Here is a 20842-nt window from a genome sequence, read left to right on the forward strand (position 1 = left end):
TCCTTGTTACCTACGGGTAACCCGTTCCGACCAGCGGAAACGGGCCGATGCGTCTGGCCTGAACCTAATCCTGTCCGCGAGTAAATATCAATATCTCTGATGGCTTGCGGCTAATGTTCTTTTGAATCGAGGTTACCTATGTCCCAACGTGATGATTATCGTGCTGTTCGGCTAGAGTCGATCTTTCAGGCTGCCGTCAGCGATTTTGCCCTGCCTGATGTCGCAACAACATCCACTTCTGTGGCGCGTGCCAGCAGTGTGGTCGCCAGTTCAGATTCAGAGGGGCAAACATCAGTGGTTAGCCTGAATACGCTGGCGGTCAGCGCGGCAGATACGCAGGCACCGACCGCGCTGCGTCCCTACGAACCGATCGCGATGGATGGCGTCATTGCGGGTTGGGAAGCCAACAATCGGGTGCATTTACGCGGCCAGGCGGTGGGCGAAGCGGGATCAACCGTGACCCTCACGTTTAACGATCAAAGCTGGCAGAGCACGGTGAATAAATGGGGCTACTGGAATGCCTCAATGCCGGCTGAAGCGTTGAAAGGATTGCCAGATGGCAACTACAGCCTAAAGCTGACTATCACCGATAAAGCCGGTAACAGCACCGAAAGCACGGTGGACTTCGGACTTTATGTGGATAAAACCATTAAGCCAACGGTCACGGTTGACACCATAAGCGGTGATGACGCGGTAAGCATAACAGAAGGTGTTTACGGCGTGGATATCACCGGCAGTGCCACGCATATGGCGACGAATTCAATCATCAAGCTGACGCTAGGCGATAAAACCGTGACCGGCGCGGTGGGCAGTAACGGGCAATGGATCGGCCACTTCAGCTCTGACGATCTGCAAGCGTTACAGGATGGCGTTTACAGTCTGAAAGTCACGGCTGTTGATGCCAACGGCAAATCCAGCACGGTGACTCACGACTTAACGCTGCTGACTCACTTGAGCAGCGTGCCGAAAATCCATTTCGATAAAGTCACTGATGACAACGTGATTAACCTGGCTGAGTCAAAACAGGATCTGTTGCTCAGCGGCACGCTTTCAACGGTGGCAGCGGGCCAGGCGTTGGTATTGAAAGGCGGTGATGGCGTTGAACATCACGCGACGATCGGCGCAGATGGCCATTGGCAGGTGCTGATTGCTGCGGCAGATGTCGACAAATTTATCTCAAGCGGCGAAGTGCGCGTTTATGCCATTGATGCGGCGAACAATTACACCGACGACATACTTAACCTTAATATTCATACTGTTTTAACGCCGATCTATTACGAGATGAATATTGGCGGTGATATGACGCTGAACTATGAAGAAGCGCAGCATGGTCTGACTTTCTATATCGAAGGTGTTAAGGAACTCGAAATAAACGGCAAAACCTACTTGCCGGAGCAGGGGATGATCACCCTTCCCAAGGATGATTTGATGGCGTTGTTGGATGGCGACGTCACCGCAACGGCTCATCGTTGGGATGATTATGGCAACAGCGATACACAAACGCTGGATCAGTTCTTCAAGGTTGCGGTACATGACTTACCCACGCTCACGCTCAACACGCCGTTTGATGACAACGTCATTGATGCCGCTGATGTGAATACCTGGCATCTGATTCAAGGCAGTTCCAGCCATCTTGATCAGGGCAGCATCGTCACGGTAACGCTGGGCGATCAAAGTTACAGTGCGGCGGTCAAGGCGGACGGCAACTGGGCTTTGACTATTCTTGCAGGTCAGCTGGCGCCGTTGGATGAAGGTCAATATGAGATGAAGGTGACGGCGAAAGACAGTGCGGGAAATGTGGCCAGTGCCAGTCAGAACGTCACGGTGGATACGCATGACGCGTCGGCAACGACGCTCAGTACGCTGAAGATGGATGACGTGATCGATGCATTTGGCACCTCTGCGGCGGTGACGTCAACCGCCGCAACCTCCACCACAGAACCCGCCACCGCAGCCGCCTCACATACAGCAATCGACAGCAATTTGGTTGCCGATTCGCCTTATACCCTGGCCGATCACTTATGGCAGCACAGCGCAGCGCAGATAATGGCCTGAACCTGCTGTTATATAAAGTAAACGCCACTATGCAGACAGGTTTGGTAAGCCTGTCTGCATGGATTAATGGAAAAGGCATCGCTCAAAAATCGCGCTAAAAACAAAAATATTAACAATTTCAGCCATTTTTAGCAGGACTAAGCGCGTATTCTGATCTATTAATGTTAAAGGTCGCTTAGCGTTTGGCTTTCGAACCATAAAAAATAAAGGTATTCAATCAAGTACTACGCCGTACGCGGCGGGTTCTTTTCGTACGCTTAAATCACCGGGAAAACACAATGACGATAAGAAAACCTGTTGGTGTTAATAATGAACAAAGCGCGAATGACCTTGTTTTTATGCGCCCTAAACGGCGTAGTGTTAACCGCGGCCGTAGCCGCACCGTTACCTAAAGCGGAATTTAACTGGCGTGCTGCGCCGACTGAAGAACAAATTGCCACCTTAACGCTGCGGGATGCCATTCTTCGTGCTTTTGCCCGCAATCCAAAAATATCGGAAGCGGCGGCGCAAATCCATGTCGGTGAAGGCGATTTAGATGCCGCAAAAAGTGCATGGTATCCACAAATCTCACTGCAAGGTGCGGCGGGACGTTCACATCAAACTGACTCAGCCGGTAGCCTGAACAATAACGGTTCCGGCGGTATTACGCTGAGCCAGCTTTTATATGATTTCGGACGCACCGGCGGCGCCATTGACGAGCAGCATGCGCTGTCTGATGCTTATCGTTATAGCCTGTTTGATTCCATGACCACCGTTGCGGAAGATACGCTGCAAGCTTACCTCGAAGTAAAACGTTATCAGACGCTCTCCGTCACCGCGCAAACCAATATCGCCTCGCTGGAGCGGGTACGTGATATTGCCAAACTGCGCGCCGATGCGGGACTCAACTCCCAATCTGATGTACTGCAAGCGCAAACGCGTATTGCGGCGATGCACGCCACGCTGGAGCAATATCGCGCCCAACTGCGTTCTGCTAAAGCACAGCTCACCGTGTTGACCGGCGTAGTACCGGAGAATTTGCCAGAGCTGCCGCAGGCACTGCTGACTCAACAAATCACGCTTGATAAAATTGCCTATGAAAACAGCGCTGCGGTGCGCAGCGCGCAATCTAAGCAGGAAGCGGCGCGCGAGCGGGTACGTCAGGCGCAATCGGGTCATTATCCCACCATCAAAGTGCAGGCCGGACGCACCCGTTACGAGAATGATCGGCAATCCTATTGGGATGATGAAGTCCAACTGCAAGTTGAGGCACCGCTATACCAGGGCGGTGCGGTCAACGCCAAAACGCAGTCAGCTGAAGGCGAACGTGAAGCTGCACAAGCCGCTATCCAACAAGCCAAACTCACCATTAATCAGAATGCTTCAACCGCCTATGCCGACATGATTGGCGCCCAACAACGCCAGCAGGCAGGCGAAGTACAGCTGGAAAGTGCCGATCACACCCGCAACGTCTATGCGGATGAATACCGCCTCAGTAAACGAAGCCTGAACGATCTGCTCAGCGTGGAGCAGGATGTGTTTCAGGCGGACAGCTCGCGCATTACCGCGCTTTACGATGGTTGGGATGCCACCGTCCGCTATGCCGCTGCCGTGGATAATCTGCTCGATATCATGGGTATCGATCGTCAGAAGAGCAGCGGCGATCTTCTTCCTTCGCTGCAATAGCGCGTTCCCGTTTAAAGGCGTTAACTATGAGTGCACAAAATTTGAATACCGATAACTGGATTGCCGCCATGCTGCGTGTTGCGGCGCGTTTCGGTAAGCCCGCCGATGGCAAAACGCTGCGTCAGCAGATGCGTTGGTTTGAACATCTTCCCGTCGCACAGCAGTTAGAGCGGCTTTCTGGCCTGCTTGGTCTGCATCTCACCATGGTGCCGCAGAACAAACTGCGCTGGCGTCAGGAGATCACGCCGGTAGTGCTGGTGTTGGAGAATGGCAGCGTGGCGGTGCTGGAAGGCATTGATGCTGAAGGCAGCGCACGTTACTGGCTGAGCGAAGGCGGCGATGTGGTGCGTGAAGGCGAGCTGGCGCAGCTGCTAGCACGTGCGCAAGGCGACGTCGGTGTGGTCGGCGTTGCTGCACGCGGACGTGATGCACGCATCGATGAGTTCGTTCAGCCGTATGAGGAACACTGGTTCTGGAAGAACTTTCGCGGTATGGGACGGCGCATCACCGAGATCTCACTGGCTTCGGTCATCAGTAACGTGCTGGCGCTGGCGGGCATTCTGTTTTCGATGCAAGTGTATGACCGCGTAATCCCGGCGCAATCGCAAGCGACGTTATGGGTGCTGTTTGCTGGTGTATTGATTGCGGCAGCCATCGAATATCTGATTCGCCTGATGCGTACTCAGGTCTCCGATTTGATGGGAAAACGCATTGACCTGAAAGTGTCAGCCATGCTGTTTGCCAGGGCAATGAGTATTCGCAACGAATCACGGCCTAAATCCACCGGCTCTTTTATCTCGCAATTACGCGAGATCGATCAGGTGCGCGAACTGCTGACTTCTACCACCGTCGGCGCGGCGGCAGATCTGCCGTTTGTGATTTTGTTTCTGTTTATCATGTCATTTATTGGTGGCTGGCTGGTGTTAATCCCACTGGCGGCTATTCCGCTGATCGTCATTCCGGGCCTGTTGGTGCAGATTCCGATGGCGCGGCTGGCGAAAGAGGGGTTGCGTGAAGGGGCATTGCGTAATGCGGTGCTGGTGGAAACCATTGAAGGTATCGAAGATATCAAAGCGCTGCAGGCTGAACCCTATTTCCAGCGTCAGTGGGAACAGACGCACGAAGTCAGCGCGGCAATCAGTAATCAGCAGCGGTTATGGGGCGCACGTCTAACTGGCTGGGCAGCAACCGTGCAGCAGTTGACCTACGCGGGCATGTTGGTGTTTGGCGTCTATTTGATCCTCGATTCGCAAATCACCACCGGTACGCTGGTGGCCTGTAGCCTGCTTTCATCACGCACCATCGCACCGCTGATGCAGTTAACCATGGTGTTCTCGCGCTGGCAGCATGCCAAAACGGCGATGAAAGGATTGGATGAATTACTCAAGAAACCGATCGACCAGCCCGATGCCGCCACGCTGGCCCATTGTCCGACGCTTACCGGACAATACGATCTGCGTAACGTGCAATACAGCTATGACGAAGAGAACGAGAAAAATGTTCTCAGCGTGCAGCAGTTCACTATCAAACCGGGCGAGAAAATTGCCATTCTCGGCAAGGTCGGAGCAGGTAAGTCAACCTTGCTGAAGATTTTGGCCGGCCAGGCGCTGGCTACGCAGGGCAAAGTGATTGTCGATGGTGTCGATATTGAACGCATCGATCCCATCGATTTGCGCCGCCAGCTCGGTTGGCTTTCCAACGATTCGCGGCTGTTCTTCGGCACACTGCGCCAGAACCTGATGCTGGGAAATCCCCATGCCAGTGAACAAGAGATGCTCCAGGCGTTACGGATCAGCGGTGCGCTGTCGCTGGTACAGCAAGACGCTGCCAGCCTTGATCGCATTATTAATGAGGGCGGGCGCGGCTTGTCGGGTGGTCAACGACAAATGGTGATGCTCAGTCGGCTGATCTTGCGTCAGCCGCAAGTGGTGTTGCTGGACGAACCCACCGCCGCGATGGATGAACAGCTGGAAGAGCATGTCATTCGCCAGATGCAGGGTTGGATCAGTGGCCGCACGCTGGTGCTGGTGACGCATCGCCCGGCGCTGTTGAAAATGGTCGATCGCATTGTGGTCATGGACAACGGGCGCATTATCGCTGATGGACCACGCGATGAAATTTTACGTCGTGCCACCGCGCCAGCAGCGGCATCGAATCCCACGCCCGATCCCACCAAAGGAGATGCCGCATGAGTCTGGTAATGATTGATAAAGACCTTGCGCGCCACGAACGCCGGACTTCGGCCATTATCTGGCTCTGCACCGCTGCGCTGGCGCTGTTTCTGATTTGGGCCCACTTTGCGATTCTGGATGAAGTCACGGTGGGAACAGGCAAAGTAACGCCGTCGAGCCGTGGACAGGTCATTGATAGTCTGGATGGCGGCATCGTTGAACAGCTTAACGTGCACGAAGGCGATATCGTTGAAAAAGGGCAGGTTTTAGCAAAACTTGATCCCACTCGCTTTCAGTCTAATTTTGGCGAAGCGCAGGCTAAGGTGCGCACGCTTCGCGCCTCATCTGAACGCCTTGATGCCGAACTTTCGGGTACACCCTTGAAGTTCGGCCCGGAAACCCTGCAAGAGCCGCAACTGGTCGTGCGTGAAACACAGCTGTATGAATCTCGCCGCCGTAACCTGACCGAAACCATTAGCAATCTACAGCAGTCAATGCGGCTGGTGCAGGATGAGTTGCGTCTGACGGAACCGTTGGTCGCCAAAGGCGCTGCGGGGCAGGTTGAAGTGATCCGTCTGCGACGTCAGGTGAGTGATTTGCGCGGCAAAATTGATGAAGCGCGCAACGATTATCTGGTGCGAGCGCACGAAGAGCAGGTCAAAAATAATGCGGAACTGGATGCGCAATTGCAGGTGGCGGCGGGTAAAGAAGATCAGCTGACCCGCGCTACGCTCTATTCGCCGGTACGCGGGATCGTTAAAGATATTCAGGTCACTACGGTAGGCGGCGTGCTGGAGCCAGGCGGCAAGTTAATGGAGATTGTGCCACTGGAAGATCAGTTGCTCATTGAAACACGCATCAACCCGCGTGACATCGCCTACATTCGTCCCGGTTTAGCCGCAGTGGTTAAGATTACCGCCTATGATTCGTCCATATACGGTGATCTACCCGGAGAGGTCGAAATTGTCTCGCCAGATACCCTGCAAGATGAGGTAAAACGTGACCAATATTACTATCGCGTTTACGTTCGCACGCAAAAAGCGGAATTAACCAACCGAGCGGGACGCAAATTTCCTATTGTGCCGGGCATGGTGGCAAATGTGGAAATTAAAACCGGTCAGAAATCGGTGATGGACTATCTGCTTAAGCCACTGAACAAGGTAAAAGAATCAATGCGCGAGCGGTGATATATCGATCCAGCGTTTAATTCAGCATGCTTTATTACGGTGATAAATTAAGTTGGGAATTATTTGCTAACTCAATTAATAATGCGTGCTGAATTTAACTTTTTATGCGAATAACAAGCGGCATTATTTTAACCCAATTAATTAAGTTTACGTTTTATACGGTTTGAGTGAATTTCAGGCAAAAAAATGCCGGACAAACAATGTCCGGCGGATAATAAGGGTAAACATATCATTCGGGGTGAATGAAGGTAATAATGAAATAAATGATGATAGCGGGATCTATTGTATTCCCTGATGGCTCATAAGTTTTATCATTCAGTGCTCAGATGGCTTGTTAATTAAATGGTTGATATTAAACGCTATAAAAATGGGTTGTCATTTTGTGCTATATTTTTTACCGATATGTGCTGGTTATTAGTTCCCCAAAATTTACACTTGGAAATAACTGTTTCGCATTCTGAAACAGTTTCGGAAATTTAGTAGCATTTTCGTGATGGATTATTACCCGTTATAAAAGAACAATGGCTTGCCGGCTGAATTTTTAATCGTTCAGTTAGCAGTGGCAAATTATAAAGGCACATTACAGAGGGTAATAAAATGAAACGTCGCGTTCTCTCCCTGATGATCCCTGCGTTGCTGGTCGCCGCAGGTTCAGCAAACGCAGCTGAAATCTACAATAAAGACGGCAACAAATTAGACCTGTTCGGTAAAGTTGACGGTCTGCATTATTTTTCTGATAACGACGGCTCAGATGGCGATCAGTCTTATCTGCGCTTTGGCTTCAAAGGCGAAACGGAAGTCAGCGATCAAGTCACCGGTTATGGTCAGTGGGAATATCAGGCTGCGCTGAACACCGCAGAGTCTGAAGGCACCGCTAACAGCTTCACGCGTGTTGGTTTCGCGGGTGTGAAATTCGGTGACGCGGGTTCATTCGATTATGGCCGTAACTACGGCGTGGCGTATGACATTGGCGCATGGACTGACGTGCTGCCAGAGTTTGGTGGCGATACCTACGGCGCGGACAACTTCATGTTCCAGCGTGGCAATGGTATGGCGACTTACCGCAATACTAACTTCTTCGGCCTGGTTGAAGGCTGGAACTTTGCTGTGCAGTATCAAGGCAAAAACGGCGACGGTGATGAATCACCTAATGGCCGTGACGTTCTGGGTCAGAACGGCGATGGTTGGGGTCTGAGCACGACCTATGATCTGGGCTCTGGTTTTGGTATCGGTGCGTCTGTATTCCAGTCTGATCGTACTAACGATCAAAATGGTCAGAGCGCAACTTATGCCGATGTTCTGGGTCGCGGTGATAAAGCAGAAGCCTACACCGGCGGTCTGAAATATGACGCCAACAACATCTACCTGGCCGCGATGTATACCAAGTCCTACAACGCAACCCGCTTCGGTTCCAGCGATTCTGCACTTTACGGTTATGCCGATAAAGCTGAGAACTGGGAATTGGTTGCGCAGTATCAGTTCGACTTTGGTCTGCGTCCATCACTGGCTTACGTGACGTCTCGCGGTACCGATATTGAAGGTCAGGGCAAACAGAACCTGAAGAAATACATTGATGTAGGCGCGACTTACTACTTCAACAAAAACATGTCCACCTATGTGGATTATCAAATCAACCTGTTGGATGACAACAACTTCACCGACCAAGCCGGTATCAATACCGACGACGTGGTGGCGCTGGGTCTGGTTTACCAGTTCTAAGCTGTCAGGGAGCGTGGCGGCAAGCCGCGCTCCCCCGTTCATAGACTTACGCTATCACTCGAATTCTATTCCTCGGCCCGCCACTTTTTCGGCTTCGGCGCGGTATTGGCCGGCGGAACGCTTCCTTCAAATGCTGCACCTGCCAGTGTGAACGCTGAAAAACTCAGCCATTGCTGCCAGCCTGTACGCTTCGATAATGATTTTTCCATTCCACACCTCTCAGAGATAAACCCTGATTCAACAGTGCAGAATTCATGCCAGCTTGAAGGCTCACAATGCCACGGCTTCGGTGAGGATTCTGATAGACTTTGCCCGCGTTTAAGGCGCGTAAATGCCCTTTTTTGGTGCGGGTATGCTTAATGCTGGCGCGGTTGAGAAGGAGCCATATGCCTGTTGCGCTTTTGCTGCCAAATTTTGTAGCTACTAAAAGCGAACAAGCCAAGAGCCACTATGAGAATCATATAAATCATATTTTGCCTCTTTGGATTCAGCGCCCAGCTGCGAGCGGAAGCCTCCATGCTGGCAAGAGGTTGCCAAAGGATCAAGATGATTTTCACGGCTTTACAAGATATTTATGCTTTGTATTAGATTGGAATATAGTTTTACTGGTGAGGAATGATGCGTATTCAGATTAATCTGCTATTGGTGCTGTTGGCAACTTTTTTAGCAGTGAGTTGTGAGCAAGCTTCTACATCGTCGGCCATGGTGTTAGAAGGTAAAACCATGGGAACCGTCTGGCGGGTAAGCATGGCAGGCATCGATGCAGGACGTAAAGCCGCGCTGCAGCAGGCAATTCAGCACCAGCTTGATGCCGATGACGCCGAGCTTTCAACCTGGAAACCGGACTCAACGCTGTCTCGTTTTAATCAAAACAGCAGCAGCGCGCCGCAGCCGGTAAGCAGCAACATGGCGGATATCGTTACGGAATCATTGCGTATCGGCAATAAAACCGCCGGCGCGATGGATATCACCGTGGGGCCTTTGGTGAATCTGTGGGGATTTGGGCCTGACAAACAGCCGACACAGATGCCCACTGAAGCACAAATTGTTGCAGCCAGAGCGCAGACCGGTTTACAACATTTGCGGGTAATCCAGGGTGTTGACGGGCAATGGCTGCAAAAAGATCTGCCGGGTTTGTCTGTGGATTTATCGACGGTAGGTGAAGGATTTGCTACCGATCATCTGGCGCGCCTGATGGAACAGCAGGGCATCAATAATTATCTGGTGTCAGTCGGCGGTGCGGTTTTGAGTCGCGGTAACAATGCCAGCGGCCAACCGTGGCGCGTGGCGATCCAGAAACCCACCGATCGTGAAAATGCAGTACAGGCGCGTGTCGCGCTGCAAGGTCACGGCATCAGCACGTCCGGCAGCTACCGCAACTATTATGAACTGGATGGCAAACGTATTTCCCACGTGATCGATCCGCTGACCGGACGCCCGATCGAACATAAACTGGTCTCCGCTACGGTTATTGCGACCACTGCGCTGGAAGCCGATGGCTGGGATACCGGGTTGATGGTATTGGGCAGCGAAAAAGCCAAAGCGCTGGCGATAAAAGAGCAGCTCGCGGTCTATTTGATCAGCAAGCAGGGAGATCAGTTTGTCAGCTGGATGTCACCGCAGTTTGCTGCTTTCCTGATTAAGCCTGAATAATATGTTGGAGAACCAAGATGCTCGATCTCTTTAGTGAAGATGAACCCTGGCAAGAGCCGCTGGCAGAAGGCGCGGTGATTTTGCGCCGTCGCGCCCGCGAAATCGCTGGCGTGTTGTATCAGGACATTTTGGCAATCGAAGCGCAAAATCCTTTTGCTCATCGCATTACGCCTGGCGGCCATCGTATGTCAGTTGCCATGACTAACTGCGGGGATTTCGGTTGGTCTACCGATTCACGCGGTTATCAATACAGCGAGCAGGATAATCAAAATGGCCAGAAATGGCCGCCAATGCCGACATTGTTTCGCAGTTTGGCTCAGGAAGCGGCGCAGGAAGCGGGTTTTTCGCGGTTTAACCCTGACGCGTGTTTGATCAATCGTTATGAACCTGGCGCTAAATTGACGCTGCATCAGGATAAAGATGAGAAGGATCTGCGTCAGCCGATTGTTTCTGTGTCGTTGGGTTTACCGGCTGTGTTTCAATTTGGGGGTTTTGAACGCGGCGACAGCACGCAGCGCGTGTTGTTGGAGCATGGCGACGTCGTGGTGTGGGGCGGCCCATCGCGGCTGCGTTATCACGGAATTTTACCGCTGAAACCGGGCGTGCATCCGCTGGTGGGTGCCTTCCGTTATAACCTGACTTTCCGCCGCGCCCATTGATCTTTGGCGCATGCGGGCGGGCTGCGAATAACTATTGCTATCATTCCGCATCGCTTTAAACTGCAGGCTGTTTTTGTCTGCTGGATCTTTTTATGACGTTGCTAAACGTTGTTTTTCGCCAGTTTCGCTGGCCATTTATCGGGGTTATTTTTCTCACCTTGTTGAGCGCGGTGTTGGGTATTGGCATGATCGCCTTCATCAACCGTGAAATGATCGTCGCCATTAATACCTCTTTCAGCGTGTTGCCACAGTTCCTGTTTCAGCTATTGCTGCTGATGGCCGTGACGCTGGCCTCGCAGTTGGCGCTGACCCTGCTTGGACATCAGTTTGTCTGGCGCATGCGGGGCCAGTTTATTAAACGTATTTTGGACACCCACGTTGAGCGCATTGAGCAGATTGGCAATGCGCAGTTGCTGGCAGGATTAACCAGCGATGTGCGCGCCATTACCATCGCCTTTGTGCGTCTGCCGGAGCTGATTCAAGGCATTATCATTACGCTGGGTTCTGCGTTTTATCTCGCCTGGCTCTCGCCCAAAATGTTGCTGGTCACCAGCGTATGGTTGGCTATTACGCTGATCGGCGGGTGGTTACTGGTGTCGCGGGTTTATCAGCACATGGCCAAATTGCGTGAAGTGGAAGATAACCTTTATCGCGATTACCAAACGGTGATTGAAGGACGTAAAGAACTTCAGCTCAACCGCGAACGCGCCAGGCTGGTTTACGAAACGGTTTATCAGGAAGACGCCAATACCTATCGTCACCACATTGTGCGTGCCGATACCTATCACCTCAGCGCAGTGAACTGGTCGAATATCATGACGTTGGGTGCTATCGGCATGGTATTTTTTATGGCCAACAGCCTGGGTTGGGCCAACACCGCCGTGGCGGCAACGTTCTCGCTAACGCTATTGTTCCTGCGCACGCCGCTGCTTTCTGCCGTGGGCGCATTGCCGACCTTACTCAGCGCACAGGTCGCCTTCCGTAAATTAAACGCCTTCGACTTAGCGCCCTTTGAACCCGACTTTCACACGTTGCCCGCGCTTTCTGACTGGCAAACGTTGGAACTGCGCGATGTGCGTTTTCATTACGGCGAAAACGGCTTTAAGGTGGGACCGATTAACCTGACGCTGCGTCGTGGGGAATTAGTTTTTCTGATTGGTGGCAACGGCAGCGGAAAATCGACGCTGGCGATGTTACTGACGGGCCTCTATCAGCCACAATCTGGGCAACTGCTGCTCGATGGAAGGGCGATAGAGGCTAGCGATCTCGATAACTGGCGCAAGCACTTTTCGGCAGTATTTACCGATGTGCATCTGTTTGATCAGTTAATCAGTCGCGAAGGTGTGCCAGCAAACCCGGCGTTGGTGCAGCAGTGGCTGGAGAAGCTGAAGATGCAGGACAAGCTGAAGATTGAAGGCAATAAAGTCCTGAATCTGCAGTTGTCGAAAGGGCAGAGCAAGCGTTTGGCGCTGCTACTGGCGGCGGCAGAAGAGCGTGATGTGCTGTTGCTGGATGAATGGGCGGCCGATCAGGACCCGCATTTCCGACGTATTTTCTACCGTGAGCTGCTGCCATGGTTACAAGAATCGGGCAAAACCGTGTTTGCTATCAGTCATGACGATCATTACTTCACTCATGCCGATCGCCTGCTGGAAATGCGTGACGGGCAGCTAAGTGAACTCACCGGTAATGAGCGTGATATAGCCACGCTGGACGCGGTAAAACGTACGGATACCGGGCTTTAACGCCAGATGGCAAAGCTTAGCGAAAACAGATATTGGTCAGGCGACAGCCAAGTGCGTTAGGGTTAAGGCCAGCGGAAGTCTGTTTTTCTGCTATCCTGGAATTCCTCTGTCGTCTGTGTTTATACCGGCTTAGCCTACTTGCTAAGCCGGTTTTTTAATTTCATGGGCAAGCAGAGTGATGACCTCACGATCTTGCAAGTGAAACTCCGCGCTTAACTCGGTCCCTTTGTTAAACACGTCATTAAAACGGTGAGTTAATCGCAGCGTAGCGCGCTGTGCCGCTAAATCAACGTCAACCAGCTCAGCGTGATGAAAGTCCATCGGTTGATAGAGTTGCGGCCACAAAGCCTTATAAACACTCTCTTTCAGCGAAAACAGCAGCGTAGCGGCCAGCGGAAAATCCAACGGTAAGCGCTGTAAACAGCTGCGCTCTGCTGAACCCATTAACATTTCCGTCGTTTCCTCTGCGGTCGTTGCTGACATCTGCTGCTCCACATCCACACCTATACACAACGGTTGCTTTGTCGCAGCCAATACCACAATTCCTGTGCTATGCGACAGCGATGCCTGCACACCGGCTGGCCAAAGTGGAGAGCGATCTGCTGCATTACTTAAGATAAAGTCAGGTTGGCCTAATCGCGTGAAGACTTCACGGGTCAGCATCCGGCTGGCAAGATATTCCGCTCGGCGCTTTTTAACCGCACTTTGGATGCGCAGCGGCAAAGGAAGCTGCCATTCTCCGCAGAGTGCATCCTGATAGAGGGCAACGTCAAAGCGACCGATCGCCAGCAGCGGATCGCTGTCGTTCATGTGTTGAGAAAGCACAAAGCCGCTTGCAGGAAGCGGCAGGGGAATTTTAGGGTAACGCATGCGGCATCACGATTAAGGCGAAAGCGGCATTTAATCAGTCTGCTGCCGCAAGGGCAAGTTGCCTGGAAAAGTCAGTCGTTGGGCGGGATGGCAAAACTTTTCAGTGAAACGACAAAGTGGTGATGGCCTTTACTAATGCGCGCACCGCGATCGCACCAGTGTGACGCGAAACGAAAGAAATCGTCGCTACCCATGTCGTAAGCCAACTCAACTTTGCTAATGCCTGAATGCAACATCTCTTCTGCATCTTTTAGGCTTTTCGCTTTGATGACCATAAAATTTTCCGTCAAAAATCAGGGGACTTTAGAGTAGGGTAGTTATGTGACGGTTTTGTTTCACTTTAATGAAATGCTGTCACATTGTGTCTGTTATATGATCTTGAACACGGTTGCTTGCCGAAACTATCTCTTTGAATGTATTAATGAATGGACGCAACCTGTGGCACTTTTCTGAAAGTGAGTTCAGCAACAAAGGAGAGGATATGGAAATACCGCAACTGGACACATCTCGCTTGTTATTACGTCCTCTGGTCAGAGAGGATGCGGTGCAGATTCAACAGGTTTTTCCTCGCTGGGAGCTGGTGCGTTATCTCACCCATCTTGTTCCCTGGCCCTATCCCGAAGATGGCGCGCAGCAGTTTGTTTGCGGCTCGGCCTTGCCTGATATGCAAAAAGGGGTTGCCTGGCACTGGAGCATTCGGCCACGCACTCAACCGGAAAAACTAATTGGTCTGATTTCGCTGCGGCTGGGTGAAGAGGACAATCGCGGGTTTTGGTTGATCCCGGAGTGGCAAGGGCAGGGCTTGATGAGTGAGGCGTGTCAGCGCGTTACCGATTTCTGGTTCCGCGATCTCCAGCAAACGTGCCTGCGGGTGCCGAAAGCCGCCGATAATTTGGCTTCACGTCGAATTTCCGAAAGCAGCGGTATGCGGTTGGTTTGGTCGGGACGTAAAGCGTATGTCGCGGGCGAAATGGACGCAGAAATCTGGGAAATCAATCGCGAAGAGTGGTTTCGCCGCCACGGCGAATAAAATGAAAAAGGCCGCGCAACAGTTGGCGGCCTTTAGTGGGTTACTTCTTGTCTGGCTGTGGACTCTTATCGCCAGACTCTGGTGCTTCGGATGGATCGTCTTTTTCGACTAAATGCATAATCTCTCCTCTCGTTACCCACACAACCTTGAGTATAGACAGGAATGCTCAGTTAAAAGGGATTTCAACGATAAATGTGACAAGCAGATGAAAGTATTAAAGAAATAATGCGTTTTTTTGTATTACCGCTTTCAGGCATAAAAAAAGCAGCCATAAAGGCTGCTTTTCAGGGAATTTGGTCGGCACGAGAGGATTTGAACCTCCGACCCCGGACACCCCATGACCGTGCGCTACCAGGCTGCGCTACGTGCCGAACTGTGGGAAATGAGTCTACTGAAAATTGCTGTGAATGCAAGTTCTCAACAGACTAACTGCCTCATAATTAATCAGTTTGCAATAAAGCGCTTCTCTTCCGTGAGAACTTGCAACAGCAGCGCTAACTGCGGTTTATGATCTTTGAGGGCATTTCCTTGTGCATCATAGGCGCGATAGCTGCCGTTGTTATTCAGCACCAGCGTCACCTGCGGTGTCGTGATAACTAACTTGTTCTCTTCGCTGCTGGCGACCCAGTCATGACGGCGTTGCACAGCAAAAAGATCTTCGCCCTGAGAATAATTGACCGGGTTGGTGCGCACATGCAGCAGGCGTTGCATCAACGTAGCCATCACGTCTTGATGATCGGTCAGGCGGCTAACCGTCTGAGCTGGCGTGTCTGGCCAGTGTATGACTAACGGAACCTGCAGATTTGCGCGATTACCCGAGCTGTCAACATTACCCTCCAACGCCAGTCCGCGCTGGGCGGTTATCACCACGACGGTGTTTTTCAGCAAATCTCGCTGCTCTAACGTGGTCAGCACATTATGAATCTGATCGTCGATCGCGGTGCTCTGACGAAGATAGCTACGCTGGCGCGCCTTGGCATTATCACTGCTGAGATTGACGCCATTCAGTGCGACCCATGAGAACCACGGATTACCTTCGCCTTTCTGCTGATTTAACCAGTTTTGCCATTGCGTCACGGTGGCGCTGTTTGGCTGACTGTTGCTGGCGGGCAACGAATAGTCGGTCAGCAATGCCTGGCGATAAAGCGGCAGATTAAAGCCGTCAGACGAGAACAAACCAAGCTGATAACCCTGGCTGCTCAACGCGCCGAGCAGCACCGATGGCGTACGCGACGCCAGCACGCCATTCATATAGCTTGAGGAGATGCCATAAAACAGGCCAAACAGCCCTTTTTCAGGCGTATCGCCTGCACTAAAGTGCTGCGTAAACCGCACATTATCATTGGCGAACTGGTTCAGTTCAGGCAACGCTTTTGCCATGCTGGCGCTGTTCAGGCCATCGACCGTAATCACCAGCAGATTGTTGCGCGTACCCGCGTCGCGGAAAGTGATATCACTGAGTGGATATTGCACTGACAGCGCTTCAGGATCGCCTTGCTGCACCAGTCGACGCTGATACTCCTGCGCATCCAGCAAGCCATGACGTTCAAGAAAACGGCGTGCCGTCATCGGATAAGAGAGCGGTAAGTTGGCGCGCTGCATGGTAATCGGACGATAGAAGTTAGCATCCGCCCAGATATACATCAGGTGACTGGCGAAAAAGGCGCTGATAAACAGCGCCGCCAGCGGCTTGCCAAAGGATCGACGATTAAGGCTGCGCAGCTTCTGCCAGCTCCAGGTAGCGAACAGCATTTGCACCAGGAAGATCAGCGGCACGCTGATAAACATTAGCTGCCAGTCACGCGCCATTTCGCTTTGGTCGGGGTTAATGACCAGTTCCCAGACCACGGGATTGAGGTGCAAGTGAAAGCGGCTAAACACCGCGCTGTCCACCATCACCAATGTTAATCCGGCAGTGGCCACCACCGCCGATAACACCCTTAACAGGCGCTGCGACATCACCACGAAGGTGAGTGGGAAGATAATCAGCAGATAAGCCGCAAAGACGATAAAGCTGAAGTGGCCAATCCAGCTGCTATAGGCGTAAATACGCCCAGTCAGCGAAGAGGGCCAGTCGGCGACCAACAGGTAGCGACTGCCTAAAATCAGCGCGAATAAAATATTAAACAACGCAAACCAATGCCCCCAGCTGATCATCTGGGAGACTTTTTCGCGGTAGCGCTGCCGGTTGGTTACCATATTATGAGATCAAATTAATGAGCGTTATCGTCACGGACTGAAGACTGCAAAGCTTCAGCGAAAGATCGGGCCAGTGAACGGCGTTGAGCCGGGGCCACATCGTTGTTGATCAAATTGGTGACCATGTTCCCCAACACCATCAGGGAAAGGTCGGTTGGCGCCTGGTCTTTTTCCAGAACCTGCACCATTTTCGCGAGGAGTTGTTCTACGCGTTCGTCACTATAACGGGATGATTGTGGCATATCGTCGTCTAATCTCGTTTCAAAAGGCGATATATTACCGTAACAACGCGGTTTTTTCCGCACTTTTATCGAAAGCGCACCGTTGGTTTTACGCATGGAGTTGAAAGCCATTGCAGGCGGTGATTGAATACGCGCCTGAGCTTAAAGGAGAGTCTACCATGAGTCTGGATATCGACCAGATTGCCCTGCATCAGTTAATCAAACGTGATGAGAATCAGTTAGAGCTGCTGCTGCGCGATTCCTTGCTGCCCGCGACGAAAACAGTTGAGTCGATGGTGGAAGAGTTGCACCGCGTTTACAGCGTCAAAAGTAAAGCTTACGGCCTGTTTAATACCGACAGCGAACTGGCGGAAGCGCTACGCAACTGCCGCAAAGGCAACGATGATTTTCTCGCCTTCAGCCGTGCAGCTACCGGCCGTCTGCGCGATGAGCTGGCAAAATATCCGTTTGCCGAAGGTGGCGTGGTGCTGTTTATCCAGTATCGCTATCTGGCGGTGGAATATTTGCTGGTAACGGTGCTGAACAGCCAGTCCAGCATGCGTGTTAATGAGCAGATGGATATCAGCAGCACCCATTATCTGGATATTAATCATGCCGATATTGTGGCACGCATTGATTTAACCGAATGGGAAACCAATCCAGAATCGACTCGCTATCTGACCTTCCTGCGTGGTCGGGTTGGGCGTAAAGTGTCTGATTTCTTCATGGACTTCCTCGGCGCAGAAGTCGGTTTAGATACCAAAGCGCAAAACCGTGGCTTGCTGCAGGCGGTAGACGATTATTGCGACGAATCGAACCTGGATAAAAACGAACGTCAAAATTATCGTCAGCAGGTTTACACCTACTGCAACGATCAACTGCAGGCGGGCGAAGAAATTGCTTTGGAAGATCTTTCAAGCGAACTGCCGCCATTAGGCGAAAAAACCTTTCAGGCGTTTACCCAAGAGCAGGGTTACGAGCTGGAGGAACACTTCCCCGCAGACCGCAGCACGTTGCGTCAGTTAACCAAGTTTGCAGGCAGCGGTGGAGGATTAACGTTGAATTTTGATGCCATGCTGCTCGGCGAGCGAATCTTTTGGGATCCGGCCACCGACACGCTGACCATTAAAGGAACGCCACCGAATTTGCGCGATCAGCTACAGCGTCGTACCAGCAGCAAATAACTGAAAAGCCGGGCACATCCTCGCCCGGTTTCCTTTGAAACAGGACATTTTCTTTTCACCTACTTTTTTGAAGTATCTCAAACAAATTAAAGATGATTTGAAATCAGCATTGCCCTCAGAGTGGCTGAACCAACATCGCTTTGTTCTCTGATAAAATCTGCAGTAAGGCCATGACGTTGGGTTCATCGTTGCCTTTTAGCCAAGCGACACTCAGCGGCAGTTTTTTTACTTTTTCATCAATGCTGAGTGAAATATAGGTCACGCCTTCGCTGTTAATGTTGCGAAACGACGTGGGAACGATCGCTAATCCCAGCCCGGCAGAGACAAAGCTTAAAATGGTCTGCTTCTCTTCAGCAAATTGCGCAATATGGGGCGTAAGTCCAGCAGATTTAAAGATATTCATGGTCAAATCGTGGCTATGCGGTCGGGTCCTGCGCTCCGGCACAATCATCGACTCCTCTTTAAAGTCCATTACGCTAACCACGTCTCTGTTCGCCAGGGTGTGATTCACCGGCACGGCAAGCACGCAGGTTTCGCGGGTAATTAAGCGCATATCAAGGCGGGCATCGAGACTTTCCGGTGGCCGAATAAAAATCATATCCAGCCAACCCGATTTTAAACGGGGAATAAGGTTAACCGTTTTGTCTTCGCTTAAATGAATATCCGTATCTGGGTAAATTTGCATAAAGTGATTTAACAGGTGGGGAATTAAACCCTGTGCTGCGCTATCAATGGCGCCAATACGCAATATTTTCCTGCCACGTTTATTTGCTGCTCTAAATCTCAGCGCAAGCTCATCAAATTGCGTCACCAACTTTACCGCTTCATCAAAAAATTCTACGCCTTCTTGGGTTAATGCCACGTTGCGGGTTGAACGGTTTAACAACCGCACGCCAAGGTCCTCTTCCAGCAAGCGAATAAAGCGACTTAGTGACGCAGGCATCATTTCCATTCTTTGTGCTGCGCGGCCAAAATGGAGATCCTGGCCTACCGCAATGAAGCATCGCAATTGATTTATATCCATAAATTTTCCGCTCGCTCATTATTCAAATAATTTATATAAACCCGCGCCAATGATAACTCTCAGCAAATCGGCATACTGAGCTCGAACACAAAAAAATAACATTCCCTACACAAACCTGGAGCACTTTAATATGAACTCTCACCTCGAAAAAAGGGTGATGCGTAAAGTAACTCTACGCATTGTGCCCTTCATTATGCTGCTTTATTTCATCGCTTTTCTTGACCGCGTAAATATTGGCTTTGCTGCGTTAACCATGAATCAGGATTTAGGTTTTTCACCAACGGTATTTGGTTTGGGCGCAGGTATCTTTTTTCTGGGTTATTTTTTGTTTGAAGTACCGTCCAATCTTATTTTGCATAAAGTCGGGGCACGTATTTGGATTGCCCGCGTGATGATCACATGGGGATTGGTTTCGGCCTGCATGGCTTTTGTGCAAGGCACGACCAGTTTTTATATCTTGCGCTTTTTACTGGGCGTGGCCGAAGCTGGATTTTTTCCCGGCATCATTCTTTACCTTAGTTTCTGGTTTCCGGCAGCGCGCCGTGCGCAGGTCACGGCCATTTTTATGGCGGCAGCTCCCCTCTCAACGGCGTTGGGTTCCCCGCTTTCGGCGGCGCTGTTGGAAATGCACGGCTTGCTGGGTTATGCCGGCTGGCAGTGGATGTTCATGTTGGAAGCCGTTCCTGCGGTGATCTTTGGCGTTGTGGTGCTGTTTTTTCTGACCGATCGTCCGGCGAAAGCCAAATGGTTGACTGACGAAGAGCGCGCATGGTTGCAGAACACTATGCAGGCTGAAGAGCAGGCGAGGGCAGTAAAACAGGGCCACAGCAGCGTTTGGCGCGGCCTGGCCGATCGTCGTGTATTCGCGCTGGCGCTGGTCTATTTCGGCACTTCAGCCGGGCTTTACACGCTGGGCATTTGGTCGCCTCAGATCATTCACTCCTTCGGCGCGTCGTCGATGAACATTGGTTTTCTCAATGCGTTTCCAGCGGTGATCGGCGTAATCGCGATGATCCTCTGGGCGCGTCATTCCGATCGTACCGGTGAACGCAGTTGGCACGTGATAGGGGCCTGTTTGCTGGCTGCGGCGGGGCTAATCTACGCCGGTAATGTCAGTTCGCTGCTGGCAGTGATCTTGGCCTTAACGCTGGTCACGGTAGGGATCAGTTGCTCAAAACCGCCGCTGTGGAGCATGCCAACGCTGTTTCTTTCAGGCCCGGCTGCGGCGGCAGGCATCGCCACTATTAATTCCATCGGCAATCTGGGCGGCTTCGTAGGACCGATGATGATTGGCGTTATTCGCCAGCAAACTGGCGCCTACACGTGGGGGCTCTATTTCGTCGCCGGTTTGCTGGCGCTCTCTGCTGTGATCGTTTTCCTGCTGTCTGCCAATAGCAAAACTCCGCAGGCGGCTGAGCTGGCTCATCCTAAAACTCCTCATGCTAAAACCCATTAATTGA

At 51.6% G+C, this 20842-nt stretch carries 19 protein-coding genes and 1 tRNA gene; 12 read left to right on the forward strand and 8 right to left on the reverse strand.

Annotation, left to right across the window (positions count from 1 at the left end; translation table 11 throughout):
* Positions 1 to 138: 138 nt before the first annotated feature.
* From MUG06_RS01680 to ompC, 5 genes are all read left to right on the forward strand, one after another.
* Positions 139 to 2055 carry an Ig-like domain-containing protein gene (locus tag MUG06_RS01680; protein ID WP_243077527.1) on the forward strand — a complete coding sequence of 639 codons (1917 nt, stop codon included), beginning with the start codon at positions 139 to 141 and terminating at the stop codon, positions 2053 to 2055.
* A gap of 309 nt (positions 2056 to 2364) precedes the next feature.
* The gene (locus tag MUG06_RS01685) at positions 2365 to 3720 is read left to right on the forward strand and encodes a TolC family outer membrane protein (RefSeq protein ID WP_215846138.1); all 1356 of its coding nucleotides are present in this window, start codon (positions 2365 to 2367) and stop codon (positions 3718 to 3720) included.
* A 26-nt stretch (positions 3721 to 3746) separates the two neighbouring features.
* Positions 3747 to 5912 carry a type I secretion system permease/ATPase gene (locus tag MUG06_RS01690; RefSeq protein ID WP_243077528.1) on the forward strand — a complete coding sequence of 722 codons (2166 nt, stop codon included), beginning with the start codon at positions 3747 to 3749 and terminating at the stop codon, positions 5910 to 5912.
* Entirely contained in the window at positions 5909 to 7078 is a 1170-nt protein-coding gene (locus MUG06_RS01695) for an HlyD family efflux transporter periplasmic adaptor subunit (RefSeq protein WP_243077529.1), read from the forward strand. The genes MUG06_RS01690 and MUG06_RS01695 overlap by 4 nt, the downstream gene beginning before the upstream one ends.
* A 597-nt stretch (positions 7079 to 7675) precedes the next feature.
* Positions 7676 to 8797, forward strand: coding sequence for a porin OmpC (ompC, locus tag MUG06_RS01700; protein ID WP_215846143.1), 1122 nt, complete (start codon positions 7676 to 7678; stop codon positions 8795 to 8797).
* A 65-nt stretch (positions 8798 to 8862) separates the two neighbouring features.
* On the opposite strand, the gene MUG06_RS01705 is transcribed toward ompC, so the two are convergent.
* Entirely contained in the window at positions 8863 to 9006 is a 144-nt protein-coding gene (locus tag MUG06_RS01705) for a hypothetical protein (RefSeq protein ID WP_243077530.1), read from the reverse strand.
* Between the two features lie 177 nt (positions 9007 to 9183).
* Here MUG06_RS01705 and MUG06_RS01710 point away from each other — a divergent pair, with 177 nt between their 5' ends.
* The 4 genes from MUG06_RS01710 to MUG06_RS01725 all read left to right on the forward strand — a co-directional run bounded on the left by MUG06_RS01710 (position 9184) and on the right by MUG06_RS01725 (position 12854).
* Entirely contained in the window at positions 9184 to 9432 is a 249-nt protein-coding gene (locus tag MUG06_RS01710) for a hypothetical protein (RefSeq protein WP_243077531.1), read from the forward strand.
* On the forward strand, positions 9413 to 10450 hold the full coding sequence (gene apbE / locus MUG06_RS01715; RefSeq protein WP_243077532.1) for an FAD:protein FMN transferase ApbE: 1038 nt from the start codon (positions 9413 to 9415) through the stop codon (positions 10448 to 10450). The genes MUG06_RS01710 and apbE overlap by 20 nt, the downstream gene beginning before the upstream one ends.
* A 17-nt stretch (positions 10451 to 10467) precedes the next feature.
* Complete coding sequence (alkB, locus tag MUG06_RS01720; RefSeq protein WP_243077533.1) at positions 10468 to 11109, forward strand: DNA oxidative demethylase AlkB; 642 nt, start codon at positions 10468 to 10470, stop codon at positions 11107 to 11109.
* A gap of 92 nt (positions 11110 to 11201) precedes the next feature.
* The gene (locus tag MUG06_RS01725) at positions 11202 to 12854 is read left to right on the forward strand and encodes a multidrug ABC transporter permease/ATP-binding protein (RefSeq protein WP_215846152.1); all 1653 of its coding nucleotides are present in this window, start codon (positions 11202 to 11204) and stop codon (positions 12852 to 12854) included.
* Positions 12855 to 12995: 141 nt separating this feature from the next.
* Here MUG06_RS01725 and MUG06_RS01730 read toward each other — a convergent pair whose 3' ends face one another.
* Together MUG06_RS01730 and MUG06_RS01735 are read right to left on the reverse strand one after the other, a co-directional pair.
* Positions 12996 to 13724: a 4'-phosphopantetheinyl transferase superfamily protein gene (locus tag MUG06_RS01730; protein ID WP_243077534.1), complete on the reverse strand. Its 729-nt coding sequence runs from the start codon at positions 13722 to 13724 to the stop codon at positions 12996 to 12998.
* Positions 13725 to 13795: 71 nt separating this feature from the next.
* Positions 13796 to 13999 (reverse strand): hypothetical protein, encoded by a 204-nt coding sequence (locus MUG06_RS01735; protein ID WP_215846155.1) that lies wholly within the window; start codon positions 13997 to 13999, stop codon positions 13796 to 13798.
* A gap of 206 nt (positions 14000 to 14205) precedes the next feature.
* On the opposite strand from MUG06_RS01735, the gene MUG06_RS01740 reads away from it, so the two are divergent.
* Entirely contained in the window at positions 14206 to 14754 is a 549-nt protein-coding gene (locus tag MUG06_RS01740; RefSeq protein WP_243077535.1) for a GNAT family N-acetyltransferase, read from the forward strand.
* Positions 14755 to 14794: 40 nt separating this feature from the next.
* On the opposite strand, the gene MUG06_RS01745 is transcribed toward MUG06_RS01740, so the two are convergent.
* From MUG06_RS01745 to MUG06_RS01760, 4 genes are all read right to left on the reverse strand, one after another.
* Positions 14795 to 14872 carry a hypothetical protein gene (locus MUG06_RS01745; protein WP_243078471.1) on the reverse strand — a complete coding sequence of 26 codons (78 nt, stop codon included), beginning with the start codon at positions 14870 to 14872 and terminating at the stop codon, positions 14795 to 14797.
* Positions 14873 to 15048: 176 nt separating this feature from the next.
* Positions 15049 to 15125: transfer RNA gene (locus MUG06_RS01750), tRNA-Pro, on the reverse strand.
* Between the two features lie 73 nt (positions 15126 to 15198).
* The gene (gene yejM, locus MUG06_RS01755; protein ID WP_215846159.1) at positions 15199 to 16953 is read right to left on the reverse strand and encodes an LPS biosynthesis-modulating metalloenzyme YejM; all 1755 of its coding nucleotides are present in this window, start codon (positions 16951 to 16953) and stop codon (positions 15199 to 15201) included.
* A gap of 14 nt (positions 16954 to 16967) precedes the next feature.
* A complete protein-coding gene (locus tag MUG06_RS01760; RefSeq protein ID WP_215846161.1) occupies positions 16968 to 17195 on the reverse strand; it encodes a YejL family protein in 228 nt (75 codons plus the stop codon).
* A gap of 158 nt (positions 17196 to 17353) precedes the next feature.
* Between MUG06_RS01760 and yejK the strand changes: the two genes are divergently transcribed.
* A complete protein-coding gene (gene yejK / locus MUG06_RS01765) occupies positions 17354 to 18358 on the forward strand; it encodes a nucleoid-associated protein YejK (protein ID WP_215846163.1) in 1005 nt (334 codons plus the stop codon).
* A gap of 115 nt (positions 18359 to 18473) precedes the next feature.
* Here yejK and MUG06_RS01770 read toward each other — a convergent pair whose 3' ends face one another.
* Positions 18474 to 19382 carry a LysR family transcriptional regulator gene (locus MUG06_RS01770; RefSeq protein WP_243077536.1) on the reverse strand — a complete coding sequence of 303 codons (909 nt, stop codon included), beginning with the start codon at positions 19380 to 19382 and terminating at the stop codon, positions 18474 to 18476.
* 130 nt (positions 19383 to 19512) lie between these two features.
* Between MUG06_RS01770 and MUG06_RS01775 the strand changes: the two genes are divergently transcribed.
* Positions 19513 to 20838, forward strand: a complete 1326-nt coding sequence (locus MUG06_RS01775) for an MFS transporter (protein WP_243077537.1) — start codon at positions 19513 to 19515, stop codon at positions 20836 to 20838.
* Positions 20839 to 20842 lie beyond the last annotated feature (4 nt).

It is taken from the genome of Pantoea sp. MQR6 (genome assembly GCF_022761075.1).
Lineage (GTDB): Bacteria > Pseudomonadota > Gammaproteobacteria > Enterobacterales > Enterobacteriaceae > Pantoea > Pantoea phytostimulans.

What these genes read in the sequence shown, in the direction of transcription:
- MUG06_RS01730 (WP_243077534.1), bottom strand. Translation starts at nt 13,724, where the DNA reads ATGCGTTACCCTAAAATTCCCCTGCCGCTTCCTGCAAGCGGCTTTGTG.
- MUG06_RS01690 (WP_243077528.1), top strand. Translation starts at nt 3,747, where the DNA reads ATGAGTGCACAAAATTTGAATACCGATAACTGGATTGCCGCCATGCTG.
- MUG06_RS01760 (WP_215846161.1), bottom strand. Translation starts at nt 17,195, where the DNA reads ATGCCACAATCATCCCGTTATAGTGACGAACGCGTAGAACAACTCCTC.
- MUG06_RS01735 (WP_215846155.1), bottom strand. Translation starts at nt 13,999, where the DNA reads ATGGTCATCAAAGCGAAAAGCCTAAAAGATGCAGAAGAGATGTTGCAT.
- MUG06_RS01695 (WP_243077529.1), top strand. Translation starts at nt 5,909, where the DNA reads ATGAGTCTGGTAATGATTGATAAAGACCTTGCGCGCCACGAACGCCGG.
- MUG06_RS01745 (WP_243078471.1), bottom strand. Translation starts at nt 14,872, where the DNA reads ATGCATTTAGTCGAAAAAGACGATCCATCCGAAGCACCAGAGTCTGGC.
- MUG06_RS01770 (WP_243077536.1), bottom strand. Translation starts at nt 19,382, where the DNA reads ATGGATATAAATCAATTGCGATGCTTCATTGCGGTAGGCCAGGATCTC.
- MUG06_RS01710 (WP_243077531.1), top strand. Translation starts at nt 9,184, where the DNA reads ATGCCTGTTGCGCTTTTGCTGCCAAATTTTGTAGCTACTAAAAGCGAA.
- yejK (WP_215846163.1), top strand. Translation starts at nt 17,354, where the DNA reads ATGAGTCTGGATATCGACCAGATTGCCCTGCATCAGTTAATCAAACGT.
- MUG06_RS01725 (WP_215846152.1), top strand. Translation starts at nt 11,202, where the DNA reads ATGACGTTGCTAAACGTTGTTTTTCGCCAGTTTCGCTGGCCATTTATC.
- ompC (WP_215846143.1), top strand. Translation starts at nt 7,676, where the DNA reads ATGAAACGTCGCGTTCTCTCCCTGATGATCCCTGCGTTGCTGGTCGCC.
- MUG06_RS01740 (WP_243077535.1), top strand. Translation starts at nt 14,206, where the DNA reads ATGGAAATACCGCAACTGGACACATCTCGCTTGTTATTACGTCCTCTG.
- apbE (WP_243077532.1), top strand. Translation starts at nt 9,413, where the DNA reads ATGATGCGTATTCAGATTAATCTGCTATTGGTGCTGTTGGCAACTTTT.
- yejM (WP_215846159.1), bottom strand. Translation starts at nt 16,953, where the DNA reads ATGGTAACCAACCGGCAGCGCTACCGCGAAAAAGTCTCCCAGATGATC.
- MUG06_RS01705 (WP_243077530.1), bottom strand. Translation starts at nt 9,006, where the DNA reads ATGGAAAAATCATTATCGAAGCGTACAGGCTGGCAGCAATGGCTGAGT.
- MUG06_RS01680 (WP_243077527.1), top strand. Translation starts at nt 139, where the DNA reads ATGTCCCAACGTGATGATTATCGTGCTGTTCGGCTAGAGTCGATCTTT.
- MUG06_RS01685 (WP_215846138.1), top strand. Translation starts at nt 2,365, where the DNA reads ATGAACAAAGCGCGAATGACCTTGTTTTTATGCGCCCTAAACGGCGTA.
- MUG06_RS01775 (WP_243077537.1), top strand. Translation starts at nt 19,513, where the DNA reads ATGAACTCTCACCTCGAAAAAAGGGTGATGCGTAAAGTAACTCTACGC.
- alkB (WP_243077533.1), top strand. Translation starts at nt 10,468, where the DNA reads ATGCTCGATCTCTTTAGTGAAGATGAACCCTGGCAAGAGCCGCTGGCA.